Raw genomic sequence first — 25,313 nt, forward strand, 5'->3', positions numbered from 1 at the left:
CTTGCCCAAGAACCAGGGAGAGATGCAGATGATGCGAGTAGTGCGGAGTTTCGCGATGATAGCGCCTTTGGTGGCGGGAGTTGGGTTCGGACAGAGTACGGTTGCTCCTGTTCCTCCTGTAGCGGCTGGGCAGGCTGTTCCTGCTCCTGCTGTTCCGGTTGTGGCGCCTTCGGCTGCCGATCTGGAGAAGCAGATGGCGGGGATGCAGGCGAAGTTGAATGACTGGCCGCAGTTGAGCCGCTACCGGACGGAGAATGCCGCGTTGGCTCCGGTGGCCGCCGGGGAGAAGCGGGTGGTGTTTTATGGCGACTCGATTACGGACGGCTGGGGACGGCGAGCGAATACGGGTACGTTCTTTCCCGGGAAGCCTTATGTCAACCGTGGGATCAGCGGGCAGACGACTCCGCAGATGGTGGTGCGGTTTCGGCAGGATGTGATTACGCTGCATCCGGCGGCGGTGGTGATCCTCGCGGGGACGAATGACGTGGCGGGGAACACGGGGCCGATGACGGCGGAGATGACGGAGGATAACTTTGCCTCCATGATCGACCTGGCGAAGGCCAATGGGATACGCGTCATTGTGGCTTCGATTACTCCGGCGTTCGACTATCCGTGGCGCCGGGGCAGGGAGCCGGTGGCGAAGATTCGGACGATCAATGCGTGGCTCCAGACGTACTGCGAGGAGCATGGGGCTACTTATCTGGACTACTACTCGGCGCTGACCGATGAGCAGGGCGGGATGAAGCCAGGCACCAGTATCGATGGGGTTCACCCGACTGAGAAGGGGTATGCCATTATGGGTCCGCTGGCGCAGGCGGCCATCGATAAGGTGCTGGCGGAGTAGGGGTGCCCCCCTTGCCTGGGTGTAAGGCGTGTCTTTATCACGACATGCGAGGGGTGGCCTGCGCTAAATTCTTCTAAAGATTTGGCTTGTGGCCAAATCCGTGCACCTGCTTGAGTTACGGTCGTTTTTGTTTTCGATTTTTAAAGAGCAAAGCCCCCGAGTGATTGGGGGCTTTCTTTTTCTTGCTGTTTCTATTTTAGCGATTTGGTCATAACTAATGTGCCACTTTGTTTTAATTTTTATCTTGTTTGGTTTTATTGGGTTGTGGGGCTTGGGTGGGTTTTGGGGGGTTGACAGGTTCTAACGGCGATTTGTTGTTTTGGTTTTGTCTTCACTTCTGTCTTTGGCGTTTTTCTGTTATCCCTTGGGCGGTTGGGGTGGGAGAGGCCCGGGGCTAAAGCCCCTTTTTGGCTCGGCTTTTTTCGTAGGGCTAAAGCCCTACGCTTAATCCCAACGGCAAGTACGAAATACAGGGGTCCTTCACTGCGTTCAGGATGACGGTGTAAAACAAACAACTGCAAGTGCAACAGCGGTAGAACAAGCAACGACAAGTGCAACCGCAGGTCTTTCGACTGCGCCCTCGCGATGAAGCTGCGAGGGCTTCGCTCAAGATGACAAATTTGTGTGGGTTCTTTTGTTAAAGGGATGTGGTTGGGAGAGAGTTACGCGGGGTTTTCGCTTGTTTCTGGTTCTGCGGCGGGGAGGTATCCCATGAAATTTCCGATGGGGCGGTATCCCATGCGGAGATAGACGGGGGCTCCGTCGTTGCTGGCGTGGAGGACGGTTCGCCTGATGCCTGTGGCTTCGTAGGCTGCGTTGAGAGCGTGGCGGATTACTGCGTCCGCGTATCCTTTGCGGCGTGCTTCGGGGAGGGTGGCCACCAGGAACAGCAAGAGGAAGTCTTCGTTCACGATGGCTGTGGCGGTGGAGACTGGTTGGTCGCCCTCGTAGGCGACGAATCCGTAGGCGTGCTCGTGCCAGAAGGTGTGCTCGTGGATGAGGGAGCGGCCGGTATGGATGGGGAGGTTATATCCCATGCAGTTTAGGTCTGCGAAGTCTGTGATGGTTGCTTTATCGGATATGCGTACGAAGCGTAGGGGAGCGTGTGGTTTTACTTCCAGTGGAAGGATGTGGCCTGACATGCCGACCATTGGAAGCGGTACGAATTTTTCTTGCTCTGCGATTTTGGTGAGCTCCTCTTGTGCGGCTCCGCTCAGGTTGTCCAAGGAGACGACCAACCAGCCGGGGTTTTGGTTGGCGCGCATGTAGGTTCGCGCTTGCTGCATTCTGTCTTTTAATGTCTGGGCATCTGAGAGTTGTTCGGTGAGGAAGAGCGTGTTGTAAAAGACGAAGGGGATGTTGGCCCAGGTTATGGTGAGTCCGGGTTTGTCGGTGACGTCGGCCTGGGGGAACGGCTTTGCGAGTAGCTTCCAGGTGGAGATGAATTGGTGGAGGGATTCTGTCAGGCCTGTCGCTGCTTGGTTCATGCTTGCTCCTTGGTTTTGGAGTAACACTGGTGGGTTGGGGATATTCCAGAGGAGGCTTGGGATGGGCTCTCTTTTTTGTTGGGTTTGCTTTTGCGCGAAGGCGGGGTGGGAGAGGGCTCGGGGCTAAAGCCCCTTGTGAGGTGGGCTTTTTTCGTAGGGCTAAAGCCCTACGCTTAATCCGAACTGCAACTGCAACAGCAACAGCAATGGCGACGACAAAAACAAAAACAAAAGCAAAAGCAACGACAACGACAACTACAACTACAACTACAACTGCAAAATACAGGGGTTCACTGCGTTCAGGATGACGGCGTAAAACAAGCAACTGCAACAACAACGACAAAACAGCAACTGCAACAGCGTCGGCTAAAACAGCAACGGCAAGTGCGGCTGCGGGCTGTTGAGGTTCCCACCCTTCGCGAAAGGCAAAGGCGCGAAGGATGGGGCACCCGGGCTGTCGTGTCTGGTTGAGGAGAGCAATGGCAAAAACAGGCAACGGCAAGTGCGACCGCGGGTCCTTCGACTGCGCAACTCGCGATGAAGCTGCGAGTTACTTCGCTCAGGATGACAAATTTTTGGTTGCGCTTGTTTAAAGCATTGTGGCACGGGCGGGGTTGTTTTTAGCTTTCGTATTCGAAGGGTTCGACCTCTCCTTTGCCTTCGAAGAAGGCGTAGATGGCTGGGATGAGGAGGAGGGTTAGGCCTGTTGAGCTTACTAGTCCGCTGATGACGACGATGGCGAGGGGGCGTTGGATCTCTGATCCGGGGCCGGTGGCGAAGAGGAAGGGGACCAGGCCCAGGGCTGCGACGGTGGCGGTCATCATGACGGGGCGGAAGCGGAGTCTTGCGCCTTCGCGTACGGCTTCGTCCTGCTCCATGCCTTCCTGGCGGAGCTTGCGGATGTAGGAGACGAGTACGACGCCGTTGAGGACGGCGATGCCCCAGAGCGCGATGAAGCCCACGGAGGCGGGGACAGAGAGGTATTCGCCGGAGAGGAAGAGTCCGAGGACGCCTCCGATGGAGGCCAGCGGGAGGACGATGATGATGAGTGCGGCGAAGCGTACCGATCGGAAGAGGACGAAGAGCAGGAAGAAGATCGCCGCTACGGTGATGGGCACGATGATCATGAGGTGATGCAGGGCGCGCTCCATGTTGTGGAACTGGCCGCCCCACTCGATGAAGTAGCCGGCGGGAAGTTTTACTTGTTCATTGACCTTGCCCTGGAGCTCTTCTACGAATCCGCCGAGGTCGCGTTCCTGCACGTTGACGCCGACGACGATGCGGCGTTTGCCCATGCTGCGATTGATGAGCGCGGGACCTTCGACGACCTTTACGGTCGCGAGATCTTTGAGAGGGATGCGGGGGCCGGCGGGGGAGCTGATCTGCAGGTCGCGGATGTCTTCGACGCTGTCGCGGAGGAGGTTGGGGAGGCGGACGATGGCCTGGAAGCGGCGCTCGCCTTCGTAGATCTCGGTGGCGGCTTTGCCGGCGATGGCGGTCTCTACGATGTCGTTGACGTCGGCGGCGTTGAGCCCGTAGCGGGCGATGGCGTGGCGATCGATCTCGATGGTGAGGTACTGCTGGCCGCCGACGCGGTCGATGCGTGTGTCCTGCGTACCCTGGATGCCGCTGGCTACGTGGGCGATCTCGCCGGCCTTCTCGACGAGGAGGTCGAGGTCGTCGCCGTAGAGCATGACGGCTACGTCGGCGCGGACGCCGGAGACCATCTCGTCGACACGGTCGCTGATGGGCTGCGACATGACGAGGTTGATGCCGGGGATGGAGGCGAGGCGGGCTCGCATCTGTTCGGCGATCTTGTCCTGGGTCATGCCGCGGGGGCGTTCGTCGAAGGGGGTGAGGGAGGCGAGGACGTCGGCTTCGTTGGGACCGGCGGGGTCGGCGGGGGACTCACCGCGGCCGATGCGCGAGACGACGTTCTCGACGCCGGGCACCTGAAGCATGGACTTGTGCATGGCCATCTCCATCTTGAGCGACTCTTCGAGGGAGATGTTGGGGACGCGGTCTGCGTTGGGGGAGAGGGTGCCTTCCTGCATCTCGGGGATGAAGGCGGTGCCGAGGAAGGGGAAGAGGCAGAGGGCAAAGATGAACATCGCTACGACGGTGACGACGCTGATCTTGCGATGTGCGAGCGCCCACCGCAGCATGGCGTTGTAGGGACGGCGCAGGGTGCGGACGAGGCGGGTGTCGTCCTCGGAGCCGCCCTTGAGCAGGTAGGAGGAGAGGACTGGCGAGAGGGTAAGCGAGAGCACCAGCGAGATGGCCAGGGCGATGGCGATGGTGTAAGCGAGTGGCGCAAACATTTTGCCTTCCATGCCTTCGAGCGTCATGAGCGGGAGGAAGACGAGGATGATGATGGTGACGCCGAAGAGTACGGGCGTGGCGACTTCGGTGACTGCTCCCAGGACGATGTTGATTTTTTCTCGCGTGGTGATGGTGTCTTGGGAGGCGTGACGGGCGTGGCTTAGTTTGGCGAAGACGTTTTCGACGACGACGACCGAGCCATCGACCATGAGGCCGATGGCGATGGCGAGGCCTCCCAGGGACATCAGGTTCGCGGAGAGGCCGATCTGATTCATGATGAGGAAGGTGAGCAGCGGCGTGACCACGAGGGTGGCGCTGACGATGAGGCTGGAGCGGATGTCGCCGAGGAAAAGCACGAGGACGATGACCACGAAGACGATGCCTTCGGCGAGGACCTCGGTGACGGTGTGGATGGAGGCGTCCACGAGCTGGGAGCGATCGTAGTAGGGGACGATTTGTAACCCACCGGGGATCATGTGTTTTTCGTTGATCTCCGCGACGCGTTGCTTGACGCGGCCGACGATCTCTTTGGCGTTGCCTCCGATGGTCATGAGTACGACGCCGCCGACGGCTTCGGTGTAGCCGTTCTTGATCATGGCTCCGTAGCGGACTTCGGTGCCGATGCGGACTTCGGCTACGTCGCGGATGTAGACGGGGGTGCCTCCGCTCTCCTTGAGGACGACGTTGCGGATGTCGTCGAGGTCGCGAACCAGGCCGACAGTGCGGACGAGGTACTGCTCGGCGTGCTGGGGGAGGATGCCGCCGCCGGCGTTGGCGTTGTTGCGGGCGAGGGCGTTGCGGACCTCGCCGATGGTGAGGTTGTAGTAGTGGAGCTTCTGGGGGTCGACGAGGGTCTCGTACTGCTTGACGTAGCCGCCGGTGGAGTTGATCTCGGCGACGCCGGGGATGGAGCGGAGGAGCGGGCGTACGACCCAGTCTTCGAGGGTGCGGCGCTCGATGAGCTCGTCGCGGGTCAGGGTGCGCTTCCGCTTGCTCTCGCCGGGAAGCTCGAGGGTGTACTGGAAGACTTCGCCGAGGGCGTTGGTGATGGGTCCGAGGACGGGAGTGACGCCTTCGGGCATGCGGTCGCGCAGCTCGGAGAGGCGCTCGGAGACCATCTGACGTTCGAGGTAGAGGCTGCTGCCATCTTCGAAGACGAGGGTGATGAGGGAGAGGCCGGGCTTGTTGAGGGAGCGCATGTCGGTCATGCCGGGAAGGCCGGTCATGGCGATCTCGATGGGGATGGTAACGAAGCGCTCGACTTCTTCGGGGGATTTTCCGGAGGCCTCGGTTGCGATCTGGACCTGGACGTTGGCGACGTCAGGGAAGGCGTCCACCGAGAGGTGCTGCGAGGCGTTGACGCCGAAGCCGACGAGGACTAACGCCACGACGACGAGGATGAGACGTTGCCGCAGCGCGCCCGCGATGATGGACTGCAGCATGGCTACTTGCCTCCCTTGATGGCGTTCTGCTTCCGCTGATTGTTGAGGTGGAAGGCTCCATCAAGGACGATGCGTTCGGGTTGGGTGACGCCGCTGCGGAGGACGCGCCGGTCTTCGACCTCGTCGCCAAGTTCGACCTCGCGGAGGAGGAACTTGTTGGGCGCGGTCTCTACGAAGACGTAGTCTTTGTTGTCTTCGCGGACGATGGCGGTCTGGGGGATGGTGAGTTCGCGGGCGGTAGAGCCGGTGAAGATCATGGTGGCGAGCTCATCGGGTTTGAAGAGGGAGTGAGTGTTAGGGAGCTCCATGCGGACTTCGACGGTACGTGTTGCGGGGTCGACGATGGGGGCTACGTAGGAGAGGTGGCCGCCGATCTTTTCTGTTGGCAGAGCGGGGATGCGGACTACGACCTCCATGCCTCGCTGCAGGCGGCCGGCGTCTTCTTCGGGGACGTTGGCGACGATCCAGACGTTGGAGAGGTCTGCGATGGTGAAGGCGGGATCGGCGGGCTGGACGACCTGGCCGATGGTGACTTTGCGCTCGAGCACGGTGCCGCTGTTGGGAGTGACGATGGGGTAGTCGGCGCTGAGGCGGCGGGTTTTCTCGAGGTTCTGGATCTGGGCTTCGGTCATGCCGAGGCCGCGAAGCTGGGTGCGGAAGGATGCGACTTCGGCGTTGGCCTGAAGGAGCTCGGCGCGGCGGCGTTCGAGCTCGGCCTGGCCGATGACGTCGGCGGCGACGAGCTGTTCGGCGCGGCGGGCCGCGGCTTCGGCGAGGGTCTGCTGGGAGAAGGCTTTGACGAGGGAGAGCTGGGTGTCGGAGAGGCTGGTGCTGTGCAGCATGGCGAGGGTCGTGCCTGCGTGCACGTACTCTCCTTCGAAGACGAGGAGTTTGAGGATGCGTCCGGCGACGGGTGAGCCGACTCGTGCGATGCGGCTGGCGTCTGTCTGGACGTGCGCGGATACCTGCAGGGTGCCGAGGACGTCCCGCATCTGTGGGGTGCCGAGTTTGAGGTTGCTGCCTAGCTCGGGGGTTACGGTGATCTCCGCGGGGTCGCCTTGCTCGGCGACTGGGGTTGGTGCGACTTTCTTCTTGCAGCCTTCTGTGAGGAAGATCGATCCGACGAGGAGAGCGGTGAGGGCGCAGGTCTGCAGGCGACGCATGGTCTGCGGGGTGTGTCGGAGAGCGAACATTTAAGGCCTTCCTTCGGGCGCGATGGCACCGAGTTCTTCAAGGTCGATGAGGGCGGACTGACGTGCGAACTGAGCTTCGACGAGGTCGCCCCGGACGCTCTGCAGGACGCGCTGTGCGTCGAGCACTTCCACGATGCCGCGTTCGCCGAAGCGGTAGGCGGCCTTGGCTGCGTCGACGGCGCTCTCCGCTGCGCGAAGCTCGCCGGACTCCAGTGAGACGGTCTGTTGGTCGGCGAGCTGATATTGCTCGTAGGCGCGTTCGGTGGCGGAGATGAGCTCGAGACGCCGCTGATCCAGCTCCGCGTTGGATTGGGAGATGGTGGCCTTCGACTCGTCGATCTGGCCGCGGCGGCGGTCCCAGAGCGGGATTGGGATGCTGACGCCGGTGCGCCAGAAGCGAAGGTCGGGCTGGTTTTCAAACTCGGCGAATAAGGTCGGCTGGGGGATGCGGAGGGCGCGCTCGCGTTGCAGCATAGCCTCGGTGCGTTGGACTTCGGTCTGGAATTGCGCGATGACGGGATGGGAGTTGAGGACAAGCTCGCGAAGCTGGGTGAGGGGTGGGAGCTGGACGCGAGGCTCTAGTGCGCCGCGAGGGTCGAGGTTGGCGTCGGCTGGAGCGGCGATGGCGACGCGAAGCAAGGCGATGGAGTTGGCCAGCTCCAGTTGGGCGCTGCGAACGGTGAAGCTGGCGCGGGCGATCTCGGCTTCGGCGCGGGTGAGTTCGAGGCGGCCCTTCTCTCCGACTCTTACCTCGACTTCGACGCGTCTGCGCAGATCTTCGACGAGGCGAAGGTTCTCCTGGGCGTGTTCTACTTCAACGCGGTGGCGCAGGACGTTGTAGAAGGCCTGCTTGGCGTTGGCAGTGACGGAGCGGGTGACGGCGGCTTCGCCGAACTGGCTGCTGGTTCTGGCGAGCTCTGCGGCGCGACGGCGTGCGGTGCGCTCGCGAGGGATCTCGATGGCCTGATAGCCGGCGTAGTGCTGGAGCAGACCAGGTACGCCGGGGGTTGGGATGGGACGGGCGTATTGGCGGCCCTCGTAGATCTCTATGGTGGGGTTGATGTAGGCCGTCGCTGTTCGCGTGGCTGCCGCGGCGCGGGCGGTGGCGGCTGCTGCTCCACGTAGACGCGGGTTGTTGCGTTCGGCCATGGCGATGGCCTCTTGCAGAGTGATGGGCTGGGCGGAGGCAGTGGGTTGAAAGCTTGGATCCGGTGGAGCTGTGGTGTTGTGAGGCGGAGCGGCAGGGGCGGGCAAGGACAGTTGAGGAGATGGGGACGGAGGGATCGTCTGTGCGGCGCAGGTAAGCGCAGGTAGCAGAACGACAAAGGCGATGCGTCGCAAGGAGATCACGAATGGATCTATGGCAATTGACTCGCCAAACGGAAACGCGGCAAAAAGCGGCTAATCGTGGAGGATCGAGGCTGAGGTGTCCCAAATGGAACAGGGATGACTGCGTAAACCGCCCAAATGGAACATCTGGTCGAGGTATGAAGGTAGCGGGGACGGTGGATATGGGCCAATTGCATATGTAACGATTGGCGGGCCAATTGCAGTGTGTTCTGCGATGCAGATCTCGTTCATGCTTCGCTTTGCGGATCCCACTCTTGTGCCGCCTCTGCCGCGACGGGCAGCGTGGGAGAATGAGGGTATGCCGATCGCATCGACCAGGAGATTTTCCCCGCGTGTAAAGGCCGCGCTGATCGGGGCGATGATAGTTGCGCTGGCGATTGCGACGTGGCTGATCCCGCCGCATGCGGTGGTGCTGCACAATATCCTGCATCACCTGAATATTTTGCCGCTGATGCTGGCGGGGATGATCTTCGGCTGGCGGGGCGCGTTGAAGGCGCTGGTGCTGGCTACGGTGCTGCAGTCGCCCTCGATCTATCGCCACTGGCACCGGATGCCGGTCGATGCACAGGACCAGGTGGTGGAGCTGAGCACCTTTGGAGCCGCGGGTGTCATTGCGGGGATCGTAGCGGACCGTGAGCGAATGCAGCGGCTGCGGGTCGAGGCGACCAAGCTCGAACTCGAACGCGTGTACACGGAGCTAAGCGCGAACATTCAACAGATGAAGAAGACGGAGCGGTTGACGGCGGCGGGGCAGCTTGCGGCGAGTCTCGCGCATGAGATACGCAATCCGCTGGCGAGTATCAGCGGGGCTGCGGGCATACTGGCGCGAGGGCAGGCTCCGGTGGCCAGCCGCGAGGAGTGTCTCGATATTTTGATGAAGGAGTCGCTGCGGCTCAACAAGCTGCTGACGAACTTCCTCGACTTTGCACGTCCTCGGCTGCCGCGTTTTCAGAGGACGGAGCCGGTCTCTGTAATTCAGTCGGTTGCGGTGCTAACGCAGCATGTGGCCACACGGCAGAATGTGGAGCTGCGGCAGCAGATCCCGCTGAAGCTTCGAGAGATCGACTGTGATCCGGAGCAGATCAAGCAGGTGCTATTGAATCTGATCCTCAACGCGGTGCAGGCCACGGAGGAGCATGGGACGGTGGTGATTCGCAGTATGCTGGAGCGCGACAGACTTTGTGTTGAGGTGGTGGATGAGGGGCACGGCATTCCTTCCGAGGATCTTGAGCGCATCTTCGATCCATTCTTCACCACCAAGGAGAACGGTACGGGGCTGGGGCTTGCGATTGCGGCGAACATCATTGCACAGCATGGCGGAGCGCTTACGTGCCGACCCAACACCGACCGCAGGATGGGAATGGTCTTCCGGGTGGAGCTCCCGTTTGAACGGCCGCCGGTGTCGAGCTTCGAGAGTAAGCCAGAGAGAGCGGACCTATCGTGAGTAACAATCGAATTCTGGTCGTCGACGATGACAGTAGTTTGCGCCGGGTCATGAAGATCCAACTGGAGGAGGCGGGATACGAGGTCTCGCTGGCCGCGGATGGTGATGAGGCCTATACGATGTTGCCGGAGCTGCGGCCTTCGCTGGTGATTACGGATCTGCGCATGCCGAACAGCGGGCTCGAGCTGTTACGCAGCGTTGGGAAGGATGGTCTGCAGACGACGGTCATTGTGATCACGGCCTTTGGCACGGTTGAGAGCGCGGTGGAGGCGATGAAGATCGGCGCATACGACTATGTGACGAAGCCACTCGACTTCGACGCGCTGGTGCTGGTGGTGCATCGTGCGATGGAGCGGCAGAACCTGCTGGAAGAGGTACGCACTCTGCGATCGGCGCTTGATCAGCGCTATGGCTTCGAGGGGATTGCGGGACGATCGAAGAATTTTCTGCGAGTCCTCGACCAGGCGGCGCGTGTCTCGCAGCACGATGCTACGGTGCTCATTCAAGGGGAGACTGGCACCGGTAAGGAACTGATTGCGCGCGCGATTCACCATAACAGCCGCCGGCGTAATAAGGCGTTCGTACCGATCCATTGCGGAGCCATTCCGAAGGACTTGATCGAGTCGGAGTTATTTGGCTACACGCGAGGCGCATTTACAGGGGCGTTTACGAACAAGGCTGGACGCATCGAGGCGGCGGACGGCGGCACGCTGTTTCTGGATGAGGTGGGTGAACTGCCGCTCGATGCGCAGGTGAAGCTGCTGCGCGTGCTGCAGGAGGGAGAGCTCGCGAAGGTGGGAGCCAGCACGCCGGTGCGGGTCGATATACGGGTGGTGGCAGCGACGCACAGAAACCTTGCGGCGATGGTGGAGGATGGCACGTTCCGCGAGGACTTGTACTACAGACTGGCTGTTGTGCCGTTGCTAATTCCGCCGCTGCGTGAGCGTCGTCAGGATATTCCGGAGCTGATCGATGTGCTCTTCGACAGGGCGAAGGCGCGGCATGGCCTGACGAACGTCAGCATCTCCGCCGCGGTCCGCCAACGGCTGACGGTGTATCGCTGGCCGGGGAACGTTCGGCAACTGGAGAACGTTCTGGAGCGGATGCTGGTGCTCTCTGAGAGCGATTTGATCTCGGTCGAAGAGCTGCCTGAGGAGCTACAGCCACCTACTTCAGGCAGCGACTCTTTATGGTTCGATCTGCCGGAGGAGGGCATCAGCCTGGAGGGGATCGAACGCGAGCTGATCAGCCGGGCGCTAGAGCGCTTTGGAGGAAATCAGACGCATGCGGCGCGATATCTCGACATCAGCCGGCGCACGCTCATCTACCGCATGGAGAAGCATGGCATCGTTGGAGATTGAGCAGTGAGGGCCGGTGCCGAGTCGTGTCCTGAAGGCATGCCCTAGGTCCATTCCTTCAAGAACGAAAAGGAGTGTTCTCTCAAGAGCACCCCGGTTTGTTTCAGGTCTTGTAGTTTCAACGAGTCGACGATGGGCTGGTGAAGCTCTGCCAGCAGATGCATGGTGCTTAACTTTTTTTGCAAGGTTAGCTGCGATCGCATGCCGATCTCGAGCGATTCCCAGACCTTCAGCAACATCTGGTTCGGTGCGAGGCTGACGATGGTTCGATGAAACTGAACGTTGGCGCGAGCGAAGCCATCCATATCGCCGGAGAGTGCCGCTCCCCGCATCGTCTCCTGCAGCGCTTCGATATTTGCGATCTCGTCTTGCAGTCGCTCCAGAGGGATGAGCTGTGCGGCGATCTCCTCCAGGTAACCGCGCAGGTGATACGCCTCCTGGGTCTCCCGGTTTGAGATCTCGCGGACGCGTGTTCCGCGGTAGTGCTCCGAGATGAGGACGCCGAGTGTCTCCAATTCGCGGAAGGCCTCCCGCACCGGAGCCTGGCTGACGTGAAACTCCTGGGCCAGCTTCAACTCTTTAAGGCGCTCTCCGGGACGGTAGACGCCCTCGGAGATTCGCTTCAGCAGAGTCCATCGGATACGGTCGCGAACGGACTTGTATATCTCCTCGGTGGCTTTTGGAGCCGTCTGTTCCAGCGGAAGAGATGGCTCCACGAGAGCGAGGTCAGGCTTTCGACGCAGAGCAGGAGTGGTTCGCGGATTGACGGCGTCGGCTTTGGGCATAATCTTCGAGGTACGGGCTCTGCCGACTACATCTTTGGCAGCTGGGCTCTATCCCAGCCGCCGCCGAGTGCCTTGATGAGTTGAACACTTGCCGTCATCCGCCGAGTCATCAAGTCGGCGGCAGTGCGTTCATCTGTCAGGGCGATACTCTGCGCGGTGAGAACTTCCAGATAAGTTGTGATACCACGTTTGTAGCGCGTGGTCGATAGGTCTACGGACCTACGAGCCGCAGTTACGGCGCGTTGCTGTGTCGCCAACTCCTGTTCGAGCAGGCGCAGCGCGGCTAGATTGTCTTCGACCTGTTGAAATGCCTCGAGTACATTTTCTCGATAACTGGCTACGACGGCGGCGTGATTATCCCGCGCCTGTTGGGTGACTGCGCGCCGGCGTCCTCCGTCGAAGACGGTCTGGAAGGCGGATCCGCCGACGGACCAGAGGGTGCTAGGACCTTGCAGCAGTGTGCCGATGGCTGTACTCTCGACGCCTCCACTTGCGGAGAGCGCGATCTGCGGATAGTAGGCCGCTATTGCGATGCCGATTTGAGCGTTCGCGGCTGCGACCCTACGCTCTGAGGCGGCGATATCGGGACGGCGCTCCAGAAGCTCGGACGGCACGCCCAAGGGGATCTGCGGCGGAGTCGAGTCGAGCGGGGCGAGCGGGACCGAGAAGGTGGAGGGCGTCTGGCCGATCAGGACGGCGATGGCGTGTTCAAACTGCGCTCTCTCTACGCCGGTCTCGATGTCCTGGGCGCGTGTGGTCTCCAGTTGAGTCTGGGCCTGCGCTACGTCGACGTCCGAGGCGACGCCGCCGTGGAAGCGGGCTTCGGTCAGTTGCAGGGCCTTCTCGAAGTCGATGACGGTTGCATCCAGGAGCTGCTTCTGCAGGTCCAGGCCGCGCAGGGTGAAGTAGTCGAAGGCGAGCTCCGCGTGCAGGCTGAGGCTGACGTTTTCGAGATCGCCCGCGCTGGCCTGCGAGTTCTCGCGGGCGGCTTCGACGGTTCGGCGAACCTGTCCCCAGAGATCGACCTCGTAGGAGACGTCTCCGGACAGGACGGTGTCGCTATATTGCGAAGCGGTGGTCGGGAAGAAGTTGGGACGGTTGTTCGACAGTTGGACTCGTGAGCCGGAGGGCTGCACGCCGACGGTCGGAAAGAGCTGGGAGCGCGCCTGCCGGACCAGGTCACGGGCGCTCATGTACTGCTGGTATGAGACCTTCAAGGTCTGGTTGGAGACGGCGATCTTGTCTTCCAGCGAATTGAGGTACTGATCGCTGTAGATCCCCCACCAGTTGCCCTTGGGTAGCTGATCCTGCGGGGACGCCTGGGCCCAGTTGGACGGCGTCTCTTTGTAGGCAGCGGGAGGCGGCGGCGGCGTTGGCTGGACGTACTTCGGGCCGACCATGCAGCCGCTCAGAGCGAGAAGGCTGCAGGTGAAGGCCAACGAGGCTATCTGGATGGAGGTAGGTCTGTTCATTTGCCTGCGACCTTCGGAACGGCCGCAGCCGCCTTTTGATTTTCTGTACGGACGTCGAGATGCTCGCCGTCGATGATGGAGTCGGGCGGGTTGGCGATGATCCGTTCCTGTCCTGTCAGTCCGGTGGCGATCTCGGTGAAGTCGCCGAAGTCACGACCCATCGTCACAGGCACCAGGGCTGCTGTGTTGTCGCTCTTGGCGATGGCGACCCTCAGGCCCTCCTGGCGAAATAGGAGGGCGCTTACCGGCACGGTTATTGTCGGCACGCTCTCCTTCAGCTTCAGATGAACCTCTGTGTAGGCTCCGGGGAAGAGCTCTCCCTTGGAGTTGTCGACATCCACTTCAACGTTCAAGGTGCGTGAGGTCGGATCGATCGCATTCGCGGTGCGTACGAGCTTGCCCTGGAAGCGGCGGCCAGGGAACTCTGCGAAGGTCAGATCGGCCGTCAGGCCGGGAGAGGCTGCCTGCGAGTAGATCTGGGGCACGCTGATAAAGACACGCAGCTTGTTGAGGGCCGCCATCTGGAAGAGCGAACGGGTCTGTCCGCCGGAGGAGCCGGAGTCGATCAATTGGCCGATATCGGTGTTGCGTGCAGTCACAACGCCGTCGAAGGGTGCGTAGACCTTCTCGAAGCCGACCAACTGTTTGAGCCGGTCCACGTTCGCCTGCGCGGACTTGACGGCGGTGTTGCGGGCGGCGAGATCGTTCAATGCGTTATCCGTATCCTGCTGGGATACGGCGTCCTGCTTGATCAGATCGGAGAAACGGTTGGCGGTAATGGTGGAGAGATGGGCGTTGGCCAATGCCGTTCCAAGATCTGCCTCGGCCTGGGAGAGCTGCTGATCGACCTCGGGCGACTCGATCTCGGCGAGCAGTTGTCCCTGCTTGACGTGAGTTCCGATATCGAAGTACCAGTGCTTGATGTAGCCGTTGGTTCTGGCGTAGATCGGCGCATCCACGAAGGCTTGAATGTTGCCCGGCAACTGGATCTCCTGCGAGGGCGCGCCGCGTTTCGGCTGTACGACCAGAACCGTCGGCGCGGCCAGATCGTTGGTCTCCGCAGCCAGGGCTTTGCGCGATCGCAGTCTCGGAACGATGCCGCTGACTACGAGGAGTGCCACGACGGCAACGAGGATCAGTTGAATGAGAATCATGCGGCCGCGGGAGCGCTTCGGCGGAGCGGCTGAACTGCCACCTTCGTGCGCCCTGCCACTACCGTTATTTGTCGTCGCCGAACGAATGGATTCGGGGTGATCGTTTGGAGATCTTTGTCCTGGATCGTTGCTCATGATGTTTCTCTTTCTCCGTAGTGCAGCCGGTATCCCGGCGTGAAACTTAGTCGGCTAACACAACCGTTGTATGTTTATCCCTTGCATGGACGAGGCTGAAGAAGGTCGGAACAAAGAACAGCGTGGAAAGTGTCGCCAGCATCAGTCCTCCGATTACGGCGCGTCCGAGAGGCGCGTTCTGCTCGCCGCCTTCACCGAGGCCTAACGCCATCGGCACCATGCCGATGATCATCGCCAGCGCCGTCATCAGAACGGGTCGGAAGCGGGTGAATCCGGCTGCGAGAGCGGCTTCGGTCGCTGTCATCTGCTCTTCCATCTGCTCCTTGGCGAAGCTGACGACGAGAATACTGTTCGCCGTGGCGACGCCCATGCACATGATGGATCCTGTCAGTGCCGGAACGCTCAACGTGGTGCGGGTGAGGAAGAGGAACCATACGATCCCAGCCAGAGCCGCCGGCAACGCGGCGATGATGACGAAGGGGTCCATCCAGGATTGGAAGTTGATGACGATGAGCAGGTAGACCAGCACGATCGAAAAGATCAGTCCACCCAGAAGGCCGATGAAGGAGGCGTTCATCGTCTGTACCTGACCGCGGACGACGACTCGCGATCCGCGCGGCAGGTCTTTCTTAGTCTCCGCCACGATACGGTTGATGTCCTTGGAGACGCCGCCGAGATCGCGGCCTTGCACGGACCCGTAGAGGTCCAGCACCGGTTGCACGTTGTAGTGCGATACGGTTCCGGACTCCTGACCATGACGGATGGCAGCGAGGCTGTTCAGAATCTGAGGCGGAGTTCCGGCGGAGCTGGTGATGGGCAGATTGCCCAGGCCTTGCAGAGTGTCCGTCTCGTATTGCGGTGTCTGGGTGGCGATGTTGTAACTTACACCGTTCTTTGGATTCAACCAGAAGGTCGGCGCTGTCTGGAAGCTTCCGCTGAGAGCAACCAACAGGTTGTTTGCGACGTCACGCGCCGTATAGCCCGCCTGCTGCGACTTGGTTCGATCGATATCGATCTGCAGCTTGGGTGCGTTGAAGGCCTGCTGAATTCTCAGGTCGGTGGTTCCCGGGATGTATTTGATCTGGTTGATGAGCTTATTGGCGTAGCGGCGATTTCCTTCGACGTTCTGGCCAACGACTTGGATGTCGATAGGAGCAGGAAGTCCGAAGTTCAAAATCTGACTGACGATATCGGCAGGCAGGAAGTAGAAGGTCACTCCGGGGAACTGCTTCGCGAGTTTGCCGCGGAGTGCGTGAACATACTCGTCCGTGGGTCTGTGCTTCTCTGCGAGGGAGACCTGGATATCGGCGTCGGCGGGCCCGATGGCGGCCGAGTTGCTGTAAGAGAGATTGATACCGGAGTAAGGCAGACCAATATTATCCAGGATGTTCGTCAGCTCGCTCTTCGGAATCTCCTGGCGGATGCTGTCTTCGATCAGATCGCATAGCCGCGCTGTCTCTTCGATACGGGTGCCGGTCTGAGCGCGCACATGGAGTTTGAACTGTCCACCATCGACGGCAGGGAAGAAGTCCTGGCCTAGCCAGGGGTAGAGCGTCAACGACGCAAGACAGGCGGCGAAGAAGCAGATGGTGAAGATGACAGGATGCGCCACCGTGGTCTTGAGCAGGTTGTGATATCCGCCCCTCAGCTTTTCGAAGCCGCGCTCGAAGGCGAGTTGGAAGTGCACCAGCGGGTTCTTGCTCTTGCCCTTATTCGCTTCCGCATGCTCGTCGTGCGTCTTCAGCAGGTACTTGGCCATCGTCGGCACAATGGTGCGGGAGAGCAGATAAGAGGCCAGCATGGCGAAGACGACGGCTTCAGCCAGCGGAACGAAGAGGAACTTCGCCACGCCGCTTAGAAAGAACATCGGCACAAACACGATGCAGATGCTCAACGTGGAGACGAAGGCCGGAACAGCGATCTGCGCTGCTCCATCGAGGATGGCCTGTTCGATCTCCTTGCCTTCTTCCAGGTTGCGATTGATGTTCTCGATCTCAACCGTGGCGTCGTCGACCAGGATGCCGACCGCGAGCGCTAGTCCGCCCAGCGTCATGATGTTGATCGTCTCGCCAAGGGCGCTCAAGGTGATGATCGAGCAGAGGATCGAAAGAGGGATCGATACGGCGATGATGATGGTGCTGCGCCAGCTTCCCAGGAAGATCAGGATCATGATGGCGGTGAGGCACGCAGCGATGACGGCCTCTCGGACTACACCATTGATGGAAGCTCGCACGAAGATCGACTGATCTCCGATGGGCGTGATGCGAAGCGCCTCGGGCAACGTCGCAGCGACCTGCGGGAGCAGTCCGCGAATTCCCTTTACGATGTCCAGGGTCGAAGTGCTGCCTGACTTCAGAACTGTCATCAGCGATCCGCGTTGACCATCGGAACGGACGATGTTGGTCTGTGGCGGGAATCCGTCGCGTACGTGGGCGACATCGCTGACATAGATCGGTGTTCCGTTGACTACCTTGATGGGTGCTTTATTGAGGTCGTCGACGTTATCCGGACTGCCGTTCACTTCGACGTTGTACTCAAACTGGCCCATCTTGGTGGTGCCGGAGGGCAGGATGAGATTCTGGTTTCCGATTGCGTTGGTTACGTCGGAGGGCGCCAGACCCTTGGCCTGCAAGGCCTGCGTGTTCAGGTCGATCTGCACCTGACGCTGTTTGCCTCCATAGGAGTAGGGAATCGCGGTGCCTTCTACCGTGATCAGTTGTGGGCGCAGGAAGTTCTGTCCCAGGTCGTTCAGTTCCTGCTCGGAGAGTCCGTTGCCAGAGAGGGCAAGTTGCAGAATCGGCACGCTGGAGGCGTTATAGGCGATGATGAGCGGCGGAGTCGTGCCCTGCGGAAGCTGCCTCAACTGAACCTGCGAGACCGCGGTGACCTGCGCGATCGCCATGCTGATGTTTACGTGTGGCTGAAAGAAGATCTTCACCACCGCGGTTCCGTTCAGCGACTGCGACTCGACGTGCTCGATGTCATTTACCGTCGTGCTCAAGGTACGTTCGGTGATGGTGACGATGCGGCCTGACATCTGGTCGGCGGATAATCCTGCATACTGCCACACGATGCTTACCACCGGAATATCGATATTTGGAAAGATATCGGTGGGTGTGCGAACAATCGTCACTGGTCCCAGAATCAGAAGCAGGATGGACAGGACGACGAAGGTATACGGGCGCCGTAAGGCTAGACGAACAATCCACATAGAGTTCCCTTGCGGTTTAAAAGCCGGTCATTCGAGCGATAATCCGAGAGGCCGGAATTATCGATAATTTACTTTTAGACGTTCGGGATTTTGCAACGATTCAGCAAATATGTGAAAAGTTGTTTCTGAAAGATAAGAAATCGATGAAGAATATATTCCGCAACGTCCGGGATAGAGATACACAAAAGGCCGGTCTCTATTCCGCATTTGGGAAATTAATTTTCGTGAAGCTTGCCTTCGAAGTCAGCGAGAACTGATGTATTCGAAGACGGCGACGTGAGACGGGAGATGCGTCACGTATGAGGAGAGATCGAGAGGCTGAGGAAGCAAGCTACAATCCCCACAAGCATGAACCTTTACGCTCTGGTACTCGGACTCATTACGCTGACGCTGCTCGCAGTCTCCCTTGGCCGTCTTGGCAAGGTAAAAACCAAGGCTGATTACCTCGTCGCAGGGCGCTCGCTGCCTGCTGTGGTTTTGGTCTTCACTCTGCTTTCGAGCTGGATCGGCTCCGGCTCGCTTCTGGGCGGAGCGGAGAACGCTTACAGGCATGGCTTCTCCGCGCTGTGGCAGGCGGGAGGAGGATGGGCGGGTCTGCTGCTCATCTACTTCATCGCTCCGCGAGCTCGCAAGTTCGCGCAGTATACGATTCCGGACCTGCTGGAGACTCGCTACAACCAAGCGGCTCGCGTGTTGGGCGTGATCGCGATTCTGCTGACCTACACTGCCATTACCAGTTACCAGTTCATCGGCGGCGGCGACATTCTTCACCTGATCTTTCCCGATGTGATCTCTCCTATCTTCGGACGTTACATCCTCGCTGCCTTCGTGATTCTCTTTACCGCGATTGCGGGCATGGCTTCGGTTGCTTACATGGATCTCTTTATCGGTCTGCTTGCGACCGTGACCATGTGTCTCGCTCTGCCTGTGCTCATTCACCACGGTGGAGGTTGGCATGTGATTCATGCCGCGTTGCCGGCTTCGCACTTTCAGGTCTTCGGCGACTTCTCCTTTATCCAATGCCTGGAGTTGTTCCTTCCTACTTGCCTGCTGTTACTGGGCAATCAGTCCATGTATCAGAAGTTCTTCTCTGCGCGCTCGGAGAAGGATGCACGCAACGCCGTGGTCGGCTGGATCGTAGGCACCGTCATTCTGGAGAGCGTGATTGTTGCTCTTGCTGTTACGGGCTCGGCTCTCTTTCCTACCGGCGAGGTGCATGACCGTCCGCGTGAGATTCTCGCTTACATCGGCTTGCATGGCTTCGAGCCCGCTCCGGTGACTACGATCGTTCTCGGTTCCTCTGGCGCTGTCCAGAGCGTTACTCATCTGGCAACGGTTGGCGTCTCGACTCAGTCTCTCTTTCTCTTCCAGTTGCTGGGTGCGCTGCTGATGGGAGCGATCTTCGCGAAGATCATCTCGACTGCCAACAACTGGCTCTTCTCGCCTGCGACGAATCTGGTGAACGATATCTTCGTTCGCTATCTGAGGCCTGATGCGTCCAACAAACAGATTCTGATCGTCAGCCGCTTGATGGTGGTGTTGCTGGGCCTGTGGTCGCTCTTCCAATCGCTTGGAACGGAGTCTGTTCTCAAGAAGGCTCTCTATGCTTATACGATCTACTCCGCGGCGCTTACGCCGGTTATCTTGAGCGCCTTCTTCTGGCGCAGGGCTACGGCCTCTGCAGCGGTTGCGAGCATTGCTACGGGGACGATCGTTACGGTGTGCTGGGACTTCCTCAAGCCGCACCTTCCGGCGATGCTGGCGGAACGCGATGCGATCTTCCCGGCGCTGGTGGCGTCGCTGCTCTGTCTTGCGGTGGTCAGCCTATTTACGCGGCCTCCGTCGGATAGACAACTTAAGCCATTCGGAGAGGCTTGATTCAAGGGGTTGTGCGAAGATCGCGCTGCTAAAAAGTGCGTAAAGAATGCACCTTTTTTCACGATCTTCTTGTATGCTAAACCCCTCAACTGTTTACCGGGCCCACGTTAGACGGCCACTACCCTGCACGGGAATGGGTCAGCCAATGTATGGAGCCAGATGAACCTAGCCTTCCTACCCGACCTGTCCGCACTGGCGATCCTAATCGCCCTGCTGCTATTGCTGCGACGGCAACACTCGCAACAACAGACCGACGTGTGGCTGCTCGGTCTCTTCATTACGTTTATCGAAGCGCTGGCTCATACCTTCTACGCTCCTACGGGAATTCCTAACTCGGCTCTGCATGTGATCGTCCTGGATTGCTATCTCCTGGCGGGTTTGGTCTTCAACTGGGCTTCGGGAGAGACTCCGCTGTCGTGGCGCCGTCGCTTGCTGTATGTCTCGTTGAATGCGTTGCCGTTGCTTGCGATCAACACGCTCTACGGTCTTCACATTCGTACTGTCGGCACTTACCTTCCGATCGTTGGGGTGGGCCTGGTGCTGGGCGTTGTCTCGTCTCTGACGCTTCGACCCAGCCGCATCATGGCGGTCCTTCATCTGTTTGGCTGGATGGGTATGGGCTACCTTCTGAGCCATGCGCAGTTCCGGCCTGCCGTGTATTGGAGCCTCTCGTGTGTGTACACAATCGCCGCGGTCAACTTTTACCGTCGCCTTCCGCCTACCAGTACGGGACGGCTTGCGATTCTTACGGGCTTCTCGATCTGGGCGCTGTGCTTCCTGATTCATCCCTGGATCGTGAACTATCCTGCGTATGCCGACATCGCCTCGCATGTCTGGAATATGCAGAAGTCGCTCATCTCCATTGGCATGATTTTGATCATGCTAGAGGAGCAGGTCTCCTCGAACCAGTGGCTCGCGCTGCACGACGATCTCACAGGTCTTCCGAATCGCCGGTTGTTTGAGGACCGGCTGGCGAATGCTATCGAGCGCTCGCGCCGCAGTAACAGTCCGGTTGCGTTGCTGCTTCTAGACCTGAACGGGTTCAAGAAGATCAACGATTCACTTGGCCATCAGGCGGGCGACCAGGTACTGCGTGAGGTGGCGCAGAATCTGCGCGGCACCCTGATGGCCTCCGATACACTGGCGCGGCTGGGCGGCGACGAGTTCGTCCTGCTGACGTCCAGCCTTGCGGATCATCGGGCTATCGGCCAGCGTGTGGATGCGATCCAGTGTGCGGTGGAGCGTCCTATCGTGCTGGCTGGAAGGCCTACTGTGGTCTCGGCCAGCCTGGGGATGGCGATCTATCCCCATGATGCGCAGGATGCGGATACACTTCTGCGGCTCGCCGACCAGCGGATGTATGCCCTGAAGACCAAGCCTATGGTCTGCGTTCCTGCCTATCAGGATGCGCGGCCACAGGATGTCCGGATGGCTGCCGGCTAGAGGGGTGCCCCCCCCTTGCCCGCGTGTAACCTGATTGTTTGAGTGAGATGGCGTGGAGAGCCCGGGCTAGATTCTTCCAAACAAATGGTTTACGGCCAAATAAGACCAAACAAACGAGTTAGCTTTTCCTGCTGCTGCTTCGGCTGGGATCGCTTTCTCTTGTTTGGATTGCTGTCTTTATTTTATGGAAGTGAGCATAACTAAAGTGCCAGTTTGCCAGCGTTTATTTTTGGGTTGTAAGTCTTTTTATTTTTGTTGTTTGCGGCGGCGGGTGGAGTTTGGATTGCGCTTTGGACTCTTGACATGCGGATTTACGGGGAATCTTTCGGACGTCGTAAGATGGGCGGCTGAGGTAGTTCGGGATGAGACGTGTTGGTTGGGTGGGGGTTGTGTTGGTGGTGGGGCTTTTGGTGGGAGTTGGGACGGCGCAGGGGCTGACGGCCAAGGAGCGGGCGGCGCGGGATGAGGGGTGGCGGCGGGAGATTCGGCGGGCGCTTTATGTTCCGGACCAGCTACCTGCGCTGGAGGCGAAGACGTGGTCGACGTTCTCGCCGGTGGAGGGGGTGTTGGCGGAGCGAGTGACGTACAGGACGGCGGATGGGATGTTGGTTCCGGCGATTGTGTACCGGCCCGATCCGAAGGTGCTGCACTGGAAGGGCAAGCTGCCGGGCATCGTGGTGGTGAATGGGCATGGGTCGGACAAGTTTGGGTGGTATGCGTTTTATAGCGGCATGATGTTTGCGAAGGCCGGAGCGATGGTGGTGACGTACGACATGATCGGCGAGGGAGAGCGGAACGGCGAGAAGAAGAGTAAGGCCGGGTCGCACGATGCGTGGGTGGCTCCGGCCGGGACGGCGGAGGGGGAGGATGCGGGGCGGCGGCTGGCGGGGCTGATGCAGGTGGACCTGATGCAGGCGGTGAGCTATCTGGATGCGCGGCCGGAGGTGGATGCGAAGAGGATTGCGGTGGTGGCGTATTCGCTGGGGGCGTTTGTGACGGGGATTACGGGGGCTCTGGATACGAGTATCCATGCTGTCGTGTTGAGCGGGGGTGGGGTGTATGACGAGGTGGGGCCAGGGTACTTTGAGAACAACAAGCTGCCTTGCCAGGGGCCTCCGATGCGGGCGATGCGAGGGTTGGGGGATCGGGCGGCGGTGTTGTTTGCGCTGAATGCGGATCGCGGGCCGATGCTGGTGATGAATGGGTCGGACGATACGGTGATGGATATGGCGAATCATCCGCCGGAGTGGTTTGCGGCGGTGCGGGGGCGGGCGGTGGAGCTGCGGGGGACGGAGAAGGATATGTTTACGACGATCGTCTATCCGGGGATTAGTCATCGGACTAGTTGGGTGGATCGCGACGGGGTGCTTTGGCTTTCGAAGCAGATTCATTTTGCGATTTGGACGGAGAAGGATATTAATGCCGCTCCGGTGACGCATGTGAGTGAGTGGGCGAAGGCGAATGGGGTGGATATCTCGCGGAACTATATGTTGGAGAGTCGTGAGGGTGGTTTGAATGCCGTGGGGGTGGGGTTTCCGGGGGTGAAGCGGGAGGACTTGATGGTTCTGCCGGAGGAGGATTGGGTGAGGATGAAGGGTGAGTTGACGTTTGAGGGGTGGGTGGCGAGGGTTCGGGGTTTAGGGTCCAGGGCTCAGTTAGGGTTTTAGTTGCGGCTGAAGTTCTTGCTTTTGGGGTTCTTTTTGTAGGGCTCTGCGCTTAATCCTGAACGGCAGAGCAACGGCAACGACAAAAGCGAAATACAGGGGTCCTTCACTTCGTTCAGGATGACGGCGTAAAACAAGCAACGGCAAGTGCACAGCAACGGCAAGTGCAACAGCAAGGAGAACGTTAGGGAGAGGTATTGGTTCCCCAACCATCAGGCGTCCTTAGGATGGGGCACCCGGGCGGTTGTGCGTTATGAGAGGAAGGCGGTCGTGCTTCGCACGATACCCCACCCTATTGCGGTGAGACTGCAAAAGGGTGGGGCACCCGCAGTTGTGGCGGGTAAGGGGTGGGTGGGTCTAAGAGGCTAGTTGGCGGCAGAGGTAGATGGAGACGGGGCGTTTGAAGTATTGGCCTCGGGCGTCTACGGCGCTGTAGCCTTTGGGGCAGATGTACCAACTGGAGCCTTGGCGAGTGGCGTAGTCCATCTTGGTGAAGACGGTGTTCTGGACCTTGCCTGCGGCTATGTCGAGTTGTTTGGGATCGTCGATGTTTACGAAGACGATGGTGATGCGGTAGGGGTCGGAGCAGCGGTTGATGTAGCGAGCGGTCTGGAGAGGGCCGTTGTAGTCCTGGGTGATGCAGGTGACGTGGGGTGGCTCGACGAGGTATTTGCGGAGAGCGGGATCGATGATGGAAGGGTCGATGGCAGGGGTGGGAGCGGGGCTGGGCGCGCCTGGTGGAGGCGAGGTTTGGGCAGCCGACGTTCCGAGGAGCAGCGCGAGGGTGAGGAGAGACTTCATGAGTTACTCCGGCTTGAATTTAGCTTATTGCTTTTCCGGGACGCAAGGGCGGAGTGGCTGCAAAAGCCGGAATCAGTGGTGAATCGCGGTTGGGCTAACGTATAGTGTTGCGCATGAAGGTGCTATGCACATTCGTTTTGGCGATGGCGGCTCTTCTAGTTGTGGTGGGAGCGGCTGCGCAGTCCAGCGAGACGATGAGCCTGTATGCGGATGCGAAGCCGTATAAAGACGATCCGCTGCCGTTGCTGAAGACGAAGGTGTCGGAGTTGGTTGGGCTGAAGGCAGATGGCAGCGAAGTGGTGCTGGCGACGATTCTGAGCAAGGCGGGCGAGGTGATCGTGGCGCAGATGCCGCGGGTTCCGAACCTGATTGCGGAAGAGGATATTGCCCAGGAGCAGCTATCTCCGAATACTGGGGCCTTCCGATACGGCGGACCAGGAAGACAGGTCATCATCGATCCGGTGACGCAGAACAATGCGATGGTTCCTCAAAGTTGGAGGCGGTTTGAGTATGTCATTCAGGCGGAGCATGGGGAAGACGACAGCATCATCTTTAGCGAGTCTCGCAAGGACCTGGAGAAGATTGGCCGTGAGGCGTCGCCGCGAGGAACGGGGTTTGGGTCGCTCTGGCTGATGTTCGTTCCGTCGAATGTGCCGGAGTCGCATTTTCGCTATCTGGGGCGGCAGAACGTGAATCGTCATGCGACGTTTGTGGTGGGGTTTGCACAGGATCCGAAGCTGGTGAAGATGCCGGGAGTTATCCGGATGGAGAGCGGGCCGGTGCCGTTGCTGTATCAAGGAGTGGCGTGGATCGATCAGGAGACGTTCAAGATCGTTCGGATCAGGACGGATTTGCTGGCTCCGCTGCCGCAGATCAAGTTGCAGCAGGCGAGTTCGACGGTGGATTTTAGTGAGGTTACGATTCCGAAGTTTGATGCTCGGCTGTGGCTTCCGAAGAGGGTGGAGATTACGTGGGATTTGAATGGGACCAGGCTGGGGGAGCTACATCGGTATTCGAAGTATCGTTTGTTTACGGCTACTTATAGGATTGTGCCGGATTAATTTGGGGCTACAGGCCCTACGCTTGATCTGAACTACAACAGCAACGACAAAAGCAAAATACAGGGGTCCTTCACTGCGTTCAGGATGACGGCGTAAAACAAACAACTGCAAGTGCAATAGCGGTAGAACAAGCAACGACAAGTGCAACCGCGGGTCTTTCGACTGCCCCCTCTCGATGAAGCTGCGAGGGCTTCGCTCAAGATAACAAATTTGTGGGGGTACTTTGTTTTTGTGGGGGATCTTTTGTTGTTAAAGCGATGTGGTTGTGT

General features: G+C 59.6%; 16 protein-coding genes. 7 read left to right on the forward strand and 9 right to left on the reverse strand.

The window, feature by feature from the left end; genetic code table 11:
* Positions 1–55 precede the first annotated feature (55 nt).
* Positions 56–844, forward strand: a complete 789-nt coding sequence (locus HB393_RS04670) for an SGNH/GDSL hydrolase family protein (protein WP_255550787.1) — start codon at positions 56–58, stop codon at positions 842–844.
* Between the two features lie 662 nt (positions 845–1,506).
* Here the strand turns inward: HB393_RS04670 and HB393_RS04675 are convergent.
* From HB393_RS04675 to HB393_RS04690, 4 genes are all read right to left on the reverse strand, one after another.
* Positions 1,507–2,331, reverse strand: a complete 825-nt coding sequence (locus HB393_RS04675) for a GNAT family N-acetyltransferase (RefSeq protein ID WP_213803982.1) — start codon at positions 2,329–2,331, stop codon at positions 1,507–1,509.
* 620 nt (positions 2,332–2,951) lie between these two features.
* On the reverse strand, positions 2,952–6,095 hold the full coding sequence (locus HB393_RS04680; RefSeq protein ID WP_213803983.1) for a CusA/CzcA family heavy metal efflux RND transporter: 3,144 nt from the start codon (positions 6,093–6,095) through the stop codon (positions 2,952–2,954).
* Positions 6,096–6,097: 2 nt separating this feature from the next.
* A complete protein-coding gene (locus HB393_RS04685) occupies positions 6,098–7,288 on the reverse strand; it encodes an efflux RND transporter periplasmic adaptor subunit (protein ID WP_255550788.1) in 1,191 nt (396 codons plus the stop codon).
* On the reverse strand, positions 7,289–8,638 hold the full coding sequence (locus tag HB393_RS04690; RefSeq protein WP_345945033.1) for a TolC family protein: 1,350 nt from the start codon (positions 8,636–8,638) through the stop codon (positions 7,289–7,291).
* Positions 8,639–8,936: 298 nt separating this feature from the next.
* Between HB393_RS04690 and HB393_RS04695 the strand changes: the two genes are divergently transcribed.
* Positions 8,937–10,082 carry an ATP-binding protein gene (locus HB393_RS04695; protein WP_255550789.1) on the forward strand — a complete coding sequence of 382 codons (1,146 nt, stop codon included), beginning with the start codon at positions 8,937–8,939 and terminating at the stop codon, positions 10,080–10,082.
* Positions 10,079–11,443, forward strand: a complete 1,365-nt coding sequence (locus HB393_RS04700; protein WP_345945034.1) for a sigma-54 dependent transcriptional regulator — start codon at positions 10,079–10,081, stop codon at positions 11,441–11,443. The genes HB393_RS04695 and HB393_RS04700 overlap by 4 nt, the downstream gene beginning before the upstream one ends.
* A 41-nt stretch (positions 11,444–11,484) precedes the next feature.
* Here HB393_RS04700 and HB393_RS04705 read toward each other — a convergent pair whose 3' ends face one another.
* Genes HB393_RS04705 through HB393_RS04720 form a run of 4 tightly spaced genes read right to left on the reverse strand, consistent with a single transcriptional unit; the run spans position 11,485 to position 18,197 of the window.
* Positions 11,485–12,225, reverse strand: coding sequence for a GntR family transcriptional regulator (locus HB393_RS04705; protein ID WP_213803984.1), 741 nt, complete (start codon positions 12,223–12,225; stop codon positions 11,485–11,487).
* 26 nt (positions 12,226–12,251) lie between these two features.
* Positions 12,252–13,697 carry an efflux transporter outer membrane subunit gene (locus HB393_RS04710; protein WP_213803985.1) on the reverse strand — a complete coding sequence of 482 codons (1,446 nt, stop codon included), beginning with the start codon at positions 13,695–13,697 and terminating at the stop codon, positions 12,252–12,254.
* A complete protein-coding gene (locus tag HB393_RS04715; protein WP_213803986.1) occupies positions 13,694–14,986 on the reverse strand; it encodes an efflux RND transporter periplasmic adaptor subunit in 1,293 nt (430 codons plus the stop codon). The genes HB393_RS04710 and HB393_RS04715 overlap by 4 nt, the downstream gene beginning before the upstream one ends.
* A gap of 46 nt (positions 14,987–15,032) precedes the next feature.
* A complete protein-coding gene (locus HB393_RS04720) occupies positions 15,033–18,197 on the reverse strand; it encodes an efflux RND transporter permease subunit (protein WP_213803987.1) in 3,165 nt (1,054 codons plus the stop codon).
* A 348-nt stretch (positions 18,198–18,545) separates the two neighbouring features.
* Here HB393_RS04720 and HB393_RS04725 point away from each other — a divergent pair, with 348 nt between their 5' ends.
* From HB393_RS04725 to HB393_RS04735, 3 genes are all read left to right on the forward strand, one after another.
* Positions 18,546–20,075, forward strand: a complete 1,530-nt coding sequence (locus HB393_RS04725) for a sodium:solute symporter family protein (RefSeq protein ID WP_213803988.1) — start codon at positions 18,546–18,548, stop codon at positions 20,073–20,075.
* A 159-nt stretch (positions 20,076–20,234) separates the two neighbouring features.
* On the forward strand, positions 20,235–21,518 hold the full coding sequence (locus HB393_RS04730; RefSeq protein ID WP_213803989.1) for a GGDEF domain-containing protein: 1,284 nt from the start codon (positions 20,235–20,237) through the stop codon (positions 21,516–21,518).
* 362 nt (positions 21,519–21,880) lie between these two features.
* Positions 21,881–23,185, forward strand: a complete 1,305-nt coding sequence (locus HB393_RS04735; protein ID WP_213803990.1) for an alpha/beta fold hydrolase — start codon at positions 21,881–21,883, stop codon at positions 23,183–23,185.
* Between the two features lie 354 nt (positions 23,186–23,539).
* Here HB393_RS04735 and HB393_RS04740 read toward each other — a convergent pair whose 3' ends face one another.
* Complete coding sequence (locus tag HB393_RS04740; RefSeq protein ID WP_213803991.1) at positions 23,540–23,983, reverse strand: hypothetical protein; 444 nt, start codon at positions 23,981–23,983, stop codon at positions 23,540–23,542.
* A gap of 113 nt (positions 23,984–24,096) precedes the next feature.
* Between HB393_RS04740 and HB393_RS04745 the strand changes: the two genes are divergently transcribed.
* Positions 24,097–25,044 (forward strand): hypothetical protein, encoded by a 948-nt coding sequence (locus tag HB393_RS04745; RefSeq protein ID WP_213803992.1) that lies wholly within the window; start codon positions 24,097–24,099, stop codon positions 25,042–25,044.
* Positions 25,045–25,313 lie beyond the last annotated feature (269 nt).

This window comes from Granulicella sp. dw_53, assembly GCF_018449545.1.
Taxonomy (GTDB): Bacteria; Acidobacteriota; Terriglobia; order Terriglobales; family Acidobacteriaceae; genus Edaphobacter.

What these genes read in the sequence shown, in the direction of transcription:
- HB393_RS04670 (WP_255550787.1), top strand. Translation starts at nt 56, where the DNA reads ATGATAGCGCCTTTGGTGGCGGGAGTTGGGTTCGGACAGAGTACGGTT.
- HB393_RS04675 (WP_213803982.1), bottom strand. Translation starts at nt 2,331, where the DNA reads ATGAACCAAGCAGCGACAGGCCTGACAGAATCCCTCCACCAATTCATC.
- HB393_RS04680 (WP_213803983.1), bottom strand. Translation starts at nt 6,095, where the DNA reads ATGCTGCAGTCCATCATCGCGGGCGCGCTGCGGCAACGTCTCATCCTC.
- HB393_RS04685 (WP_255550788.1), bottom strand. Translation starts at nt 7,288, where the DNA reads ATGTTCGCTCTCCGACACACCCCGCAGACCATGCGTCGCCTGCAGACC.
- HB393_RS04695 (WP_255550789.1), top strand. Translation starts at nt 8,937, where the DNA reads ATGCCGATCGCATCGACCAGGAGATTTTCCCCGCGTGTAAAGGCCGCG.
- HB393_RS04705 (WP_213803984.1), bottom strand. Translation starts at nt 12,225, where the DNA reads ATGCCCAAAGCCGACGCCGTCAATCCGCGAACCACTCCTGCTCTGCGT.
- HB393_RS04710 (WP_213803985.1), bottom strand. Translation starts at nt 13,697, where the DNA reads ATGAACAGACCTACCTCCATCCAGATAGCCTCGTTGGCCTTCACCTGC.
- HB393_RS04715 (WP_213803986.1), bottom strand. Translation starts at nt 14,986, where the DNA reads ATGAGCAACGATCCAGGACAAAGATCTCCAAACGATCACCCCGAATCC.
- HB393_RS04720 (WP_213803987.1), bottom strand. Translation starts at nt 18,197, where the DNA reads ATGTGGATTGTTCGTCTAGCCTTACGGCGCCCGTATACCTTCGTCGTC.
- HB393_RS04725 (WP_213803988.1), top strand. Translation starts at nt 18,546, where the DNA reads ATGAACCTTTACGCTCTGGTACTCGGACTCATTACGCTGACGCTGCTC.
- HB393_RS04730 (WP_213803989.1), top strand. Translation starts at nt 20,235, where the DNA reads ATGAACCTAGCCTTCCTACCCGACCTGTCCGCACTGGCGATCCTAATC.
- HB393_RS04735 (WP_213803990.1), top strand. Translation starts at nt 21,881, where the DNA reads ATGAGACGTGTTGGTTGGGTGGGGGTTGTGTTGGTGGTGGGGCTTTTG.
- HB393_RS04740 (WP_213803991.1), bottom strand. Translation starts at nt 23,983, where the DNA reads ATGAAGTCTCTCCTCACCCTCGCGCTGCTCCTCGGAACGTCGGCTGCC.
- HB393_RS04745 (WP_213803992.1), top strand. Translation starts at nt 24,097, where the DNA reads ATGAAGGTGCTATGCACATTCGTTTTGGCGATGGCGGCTCTTCTAGTT.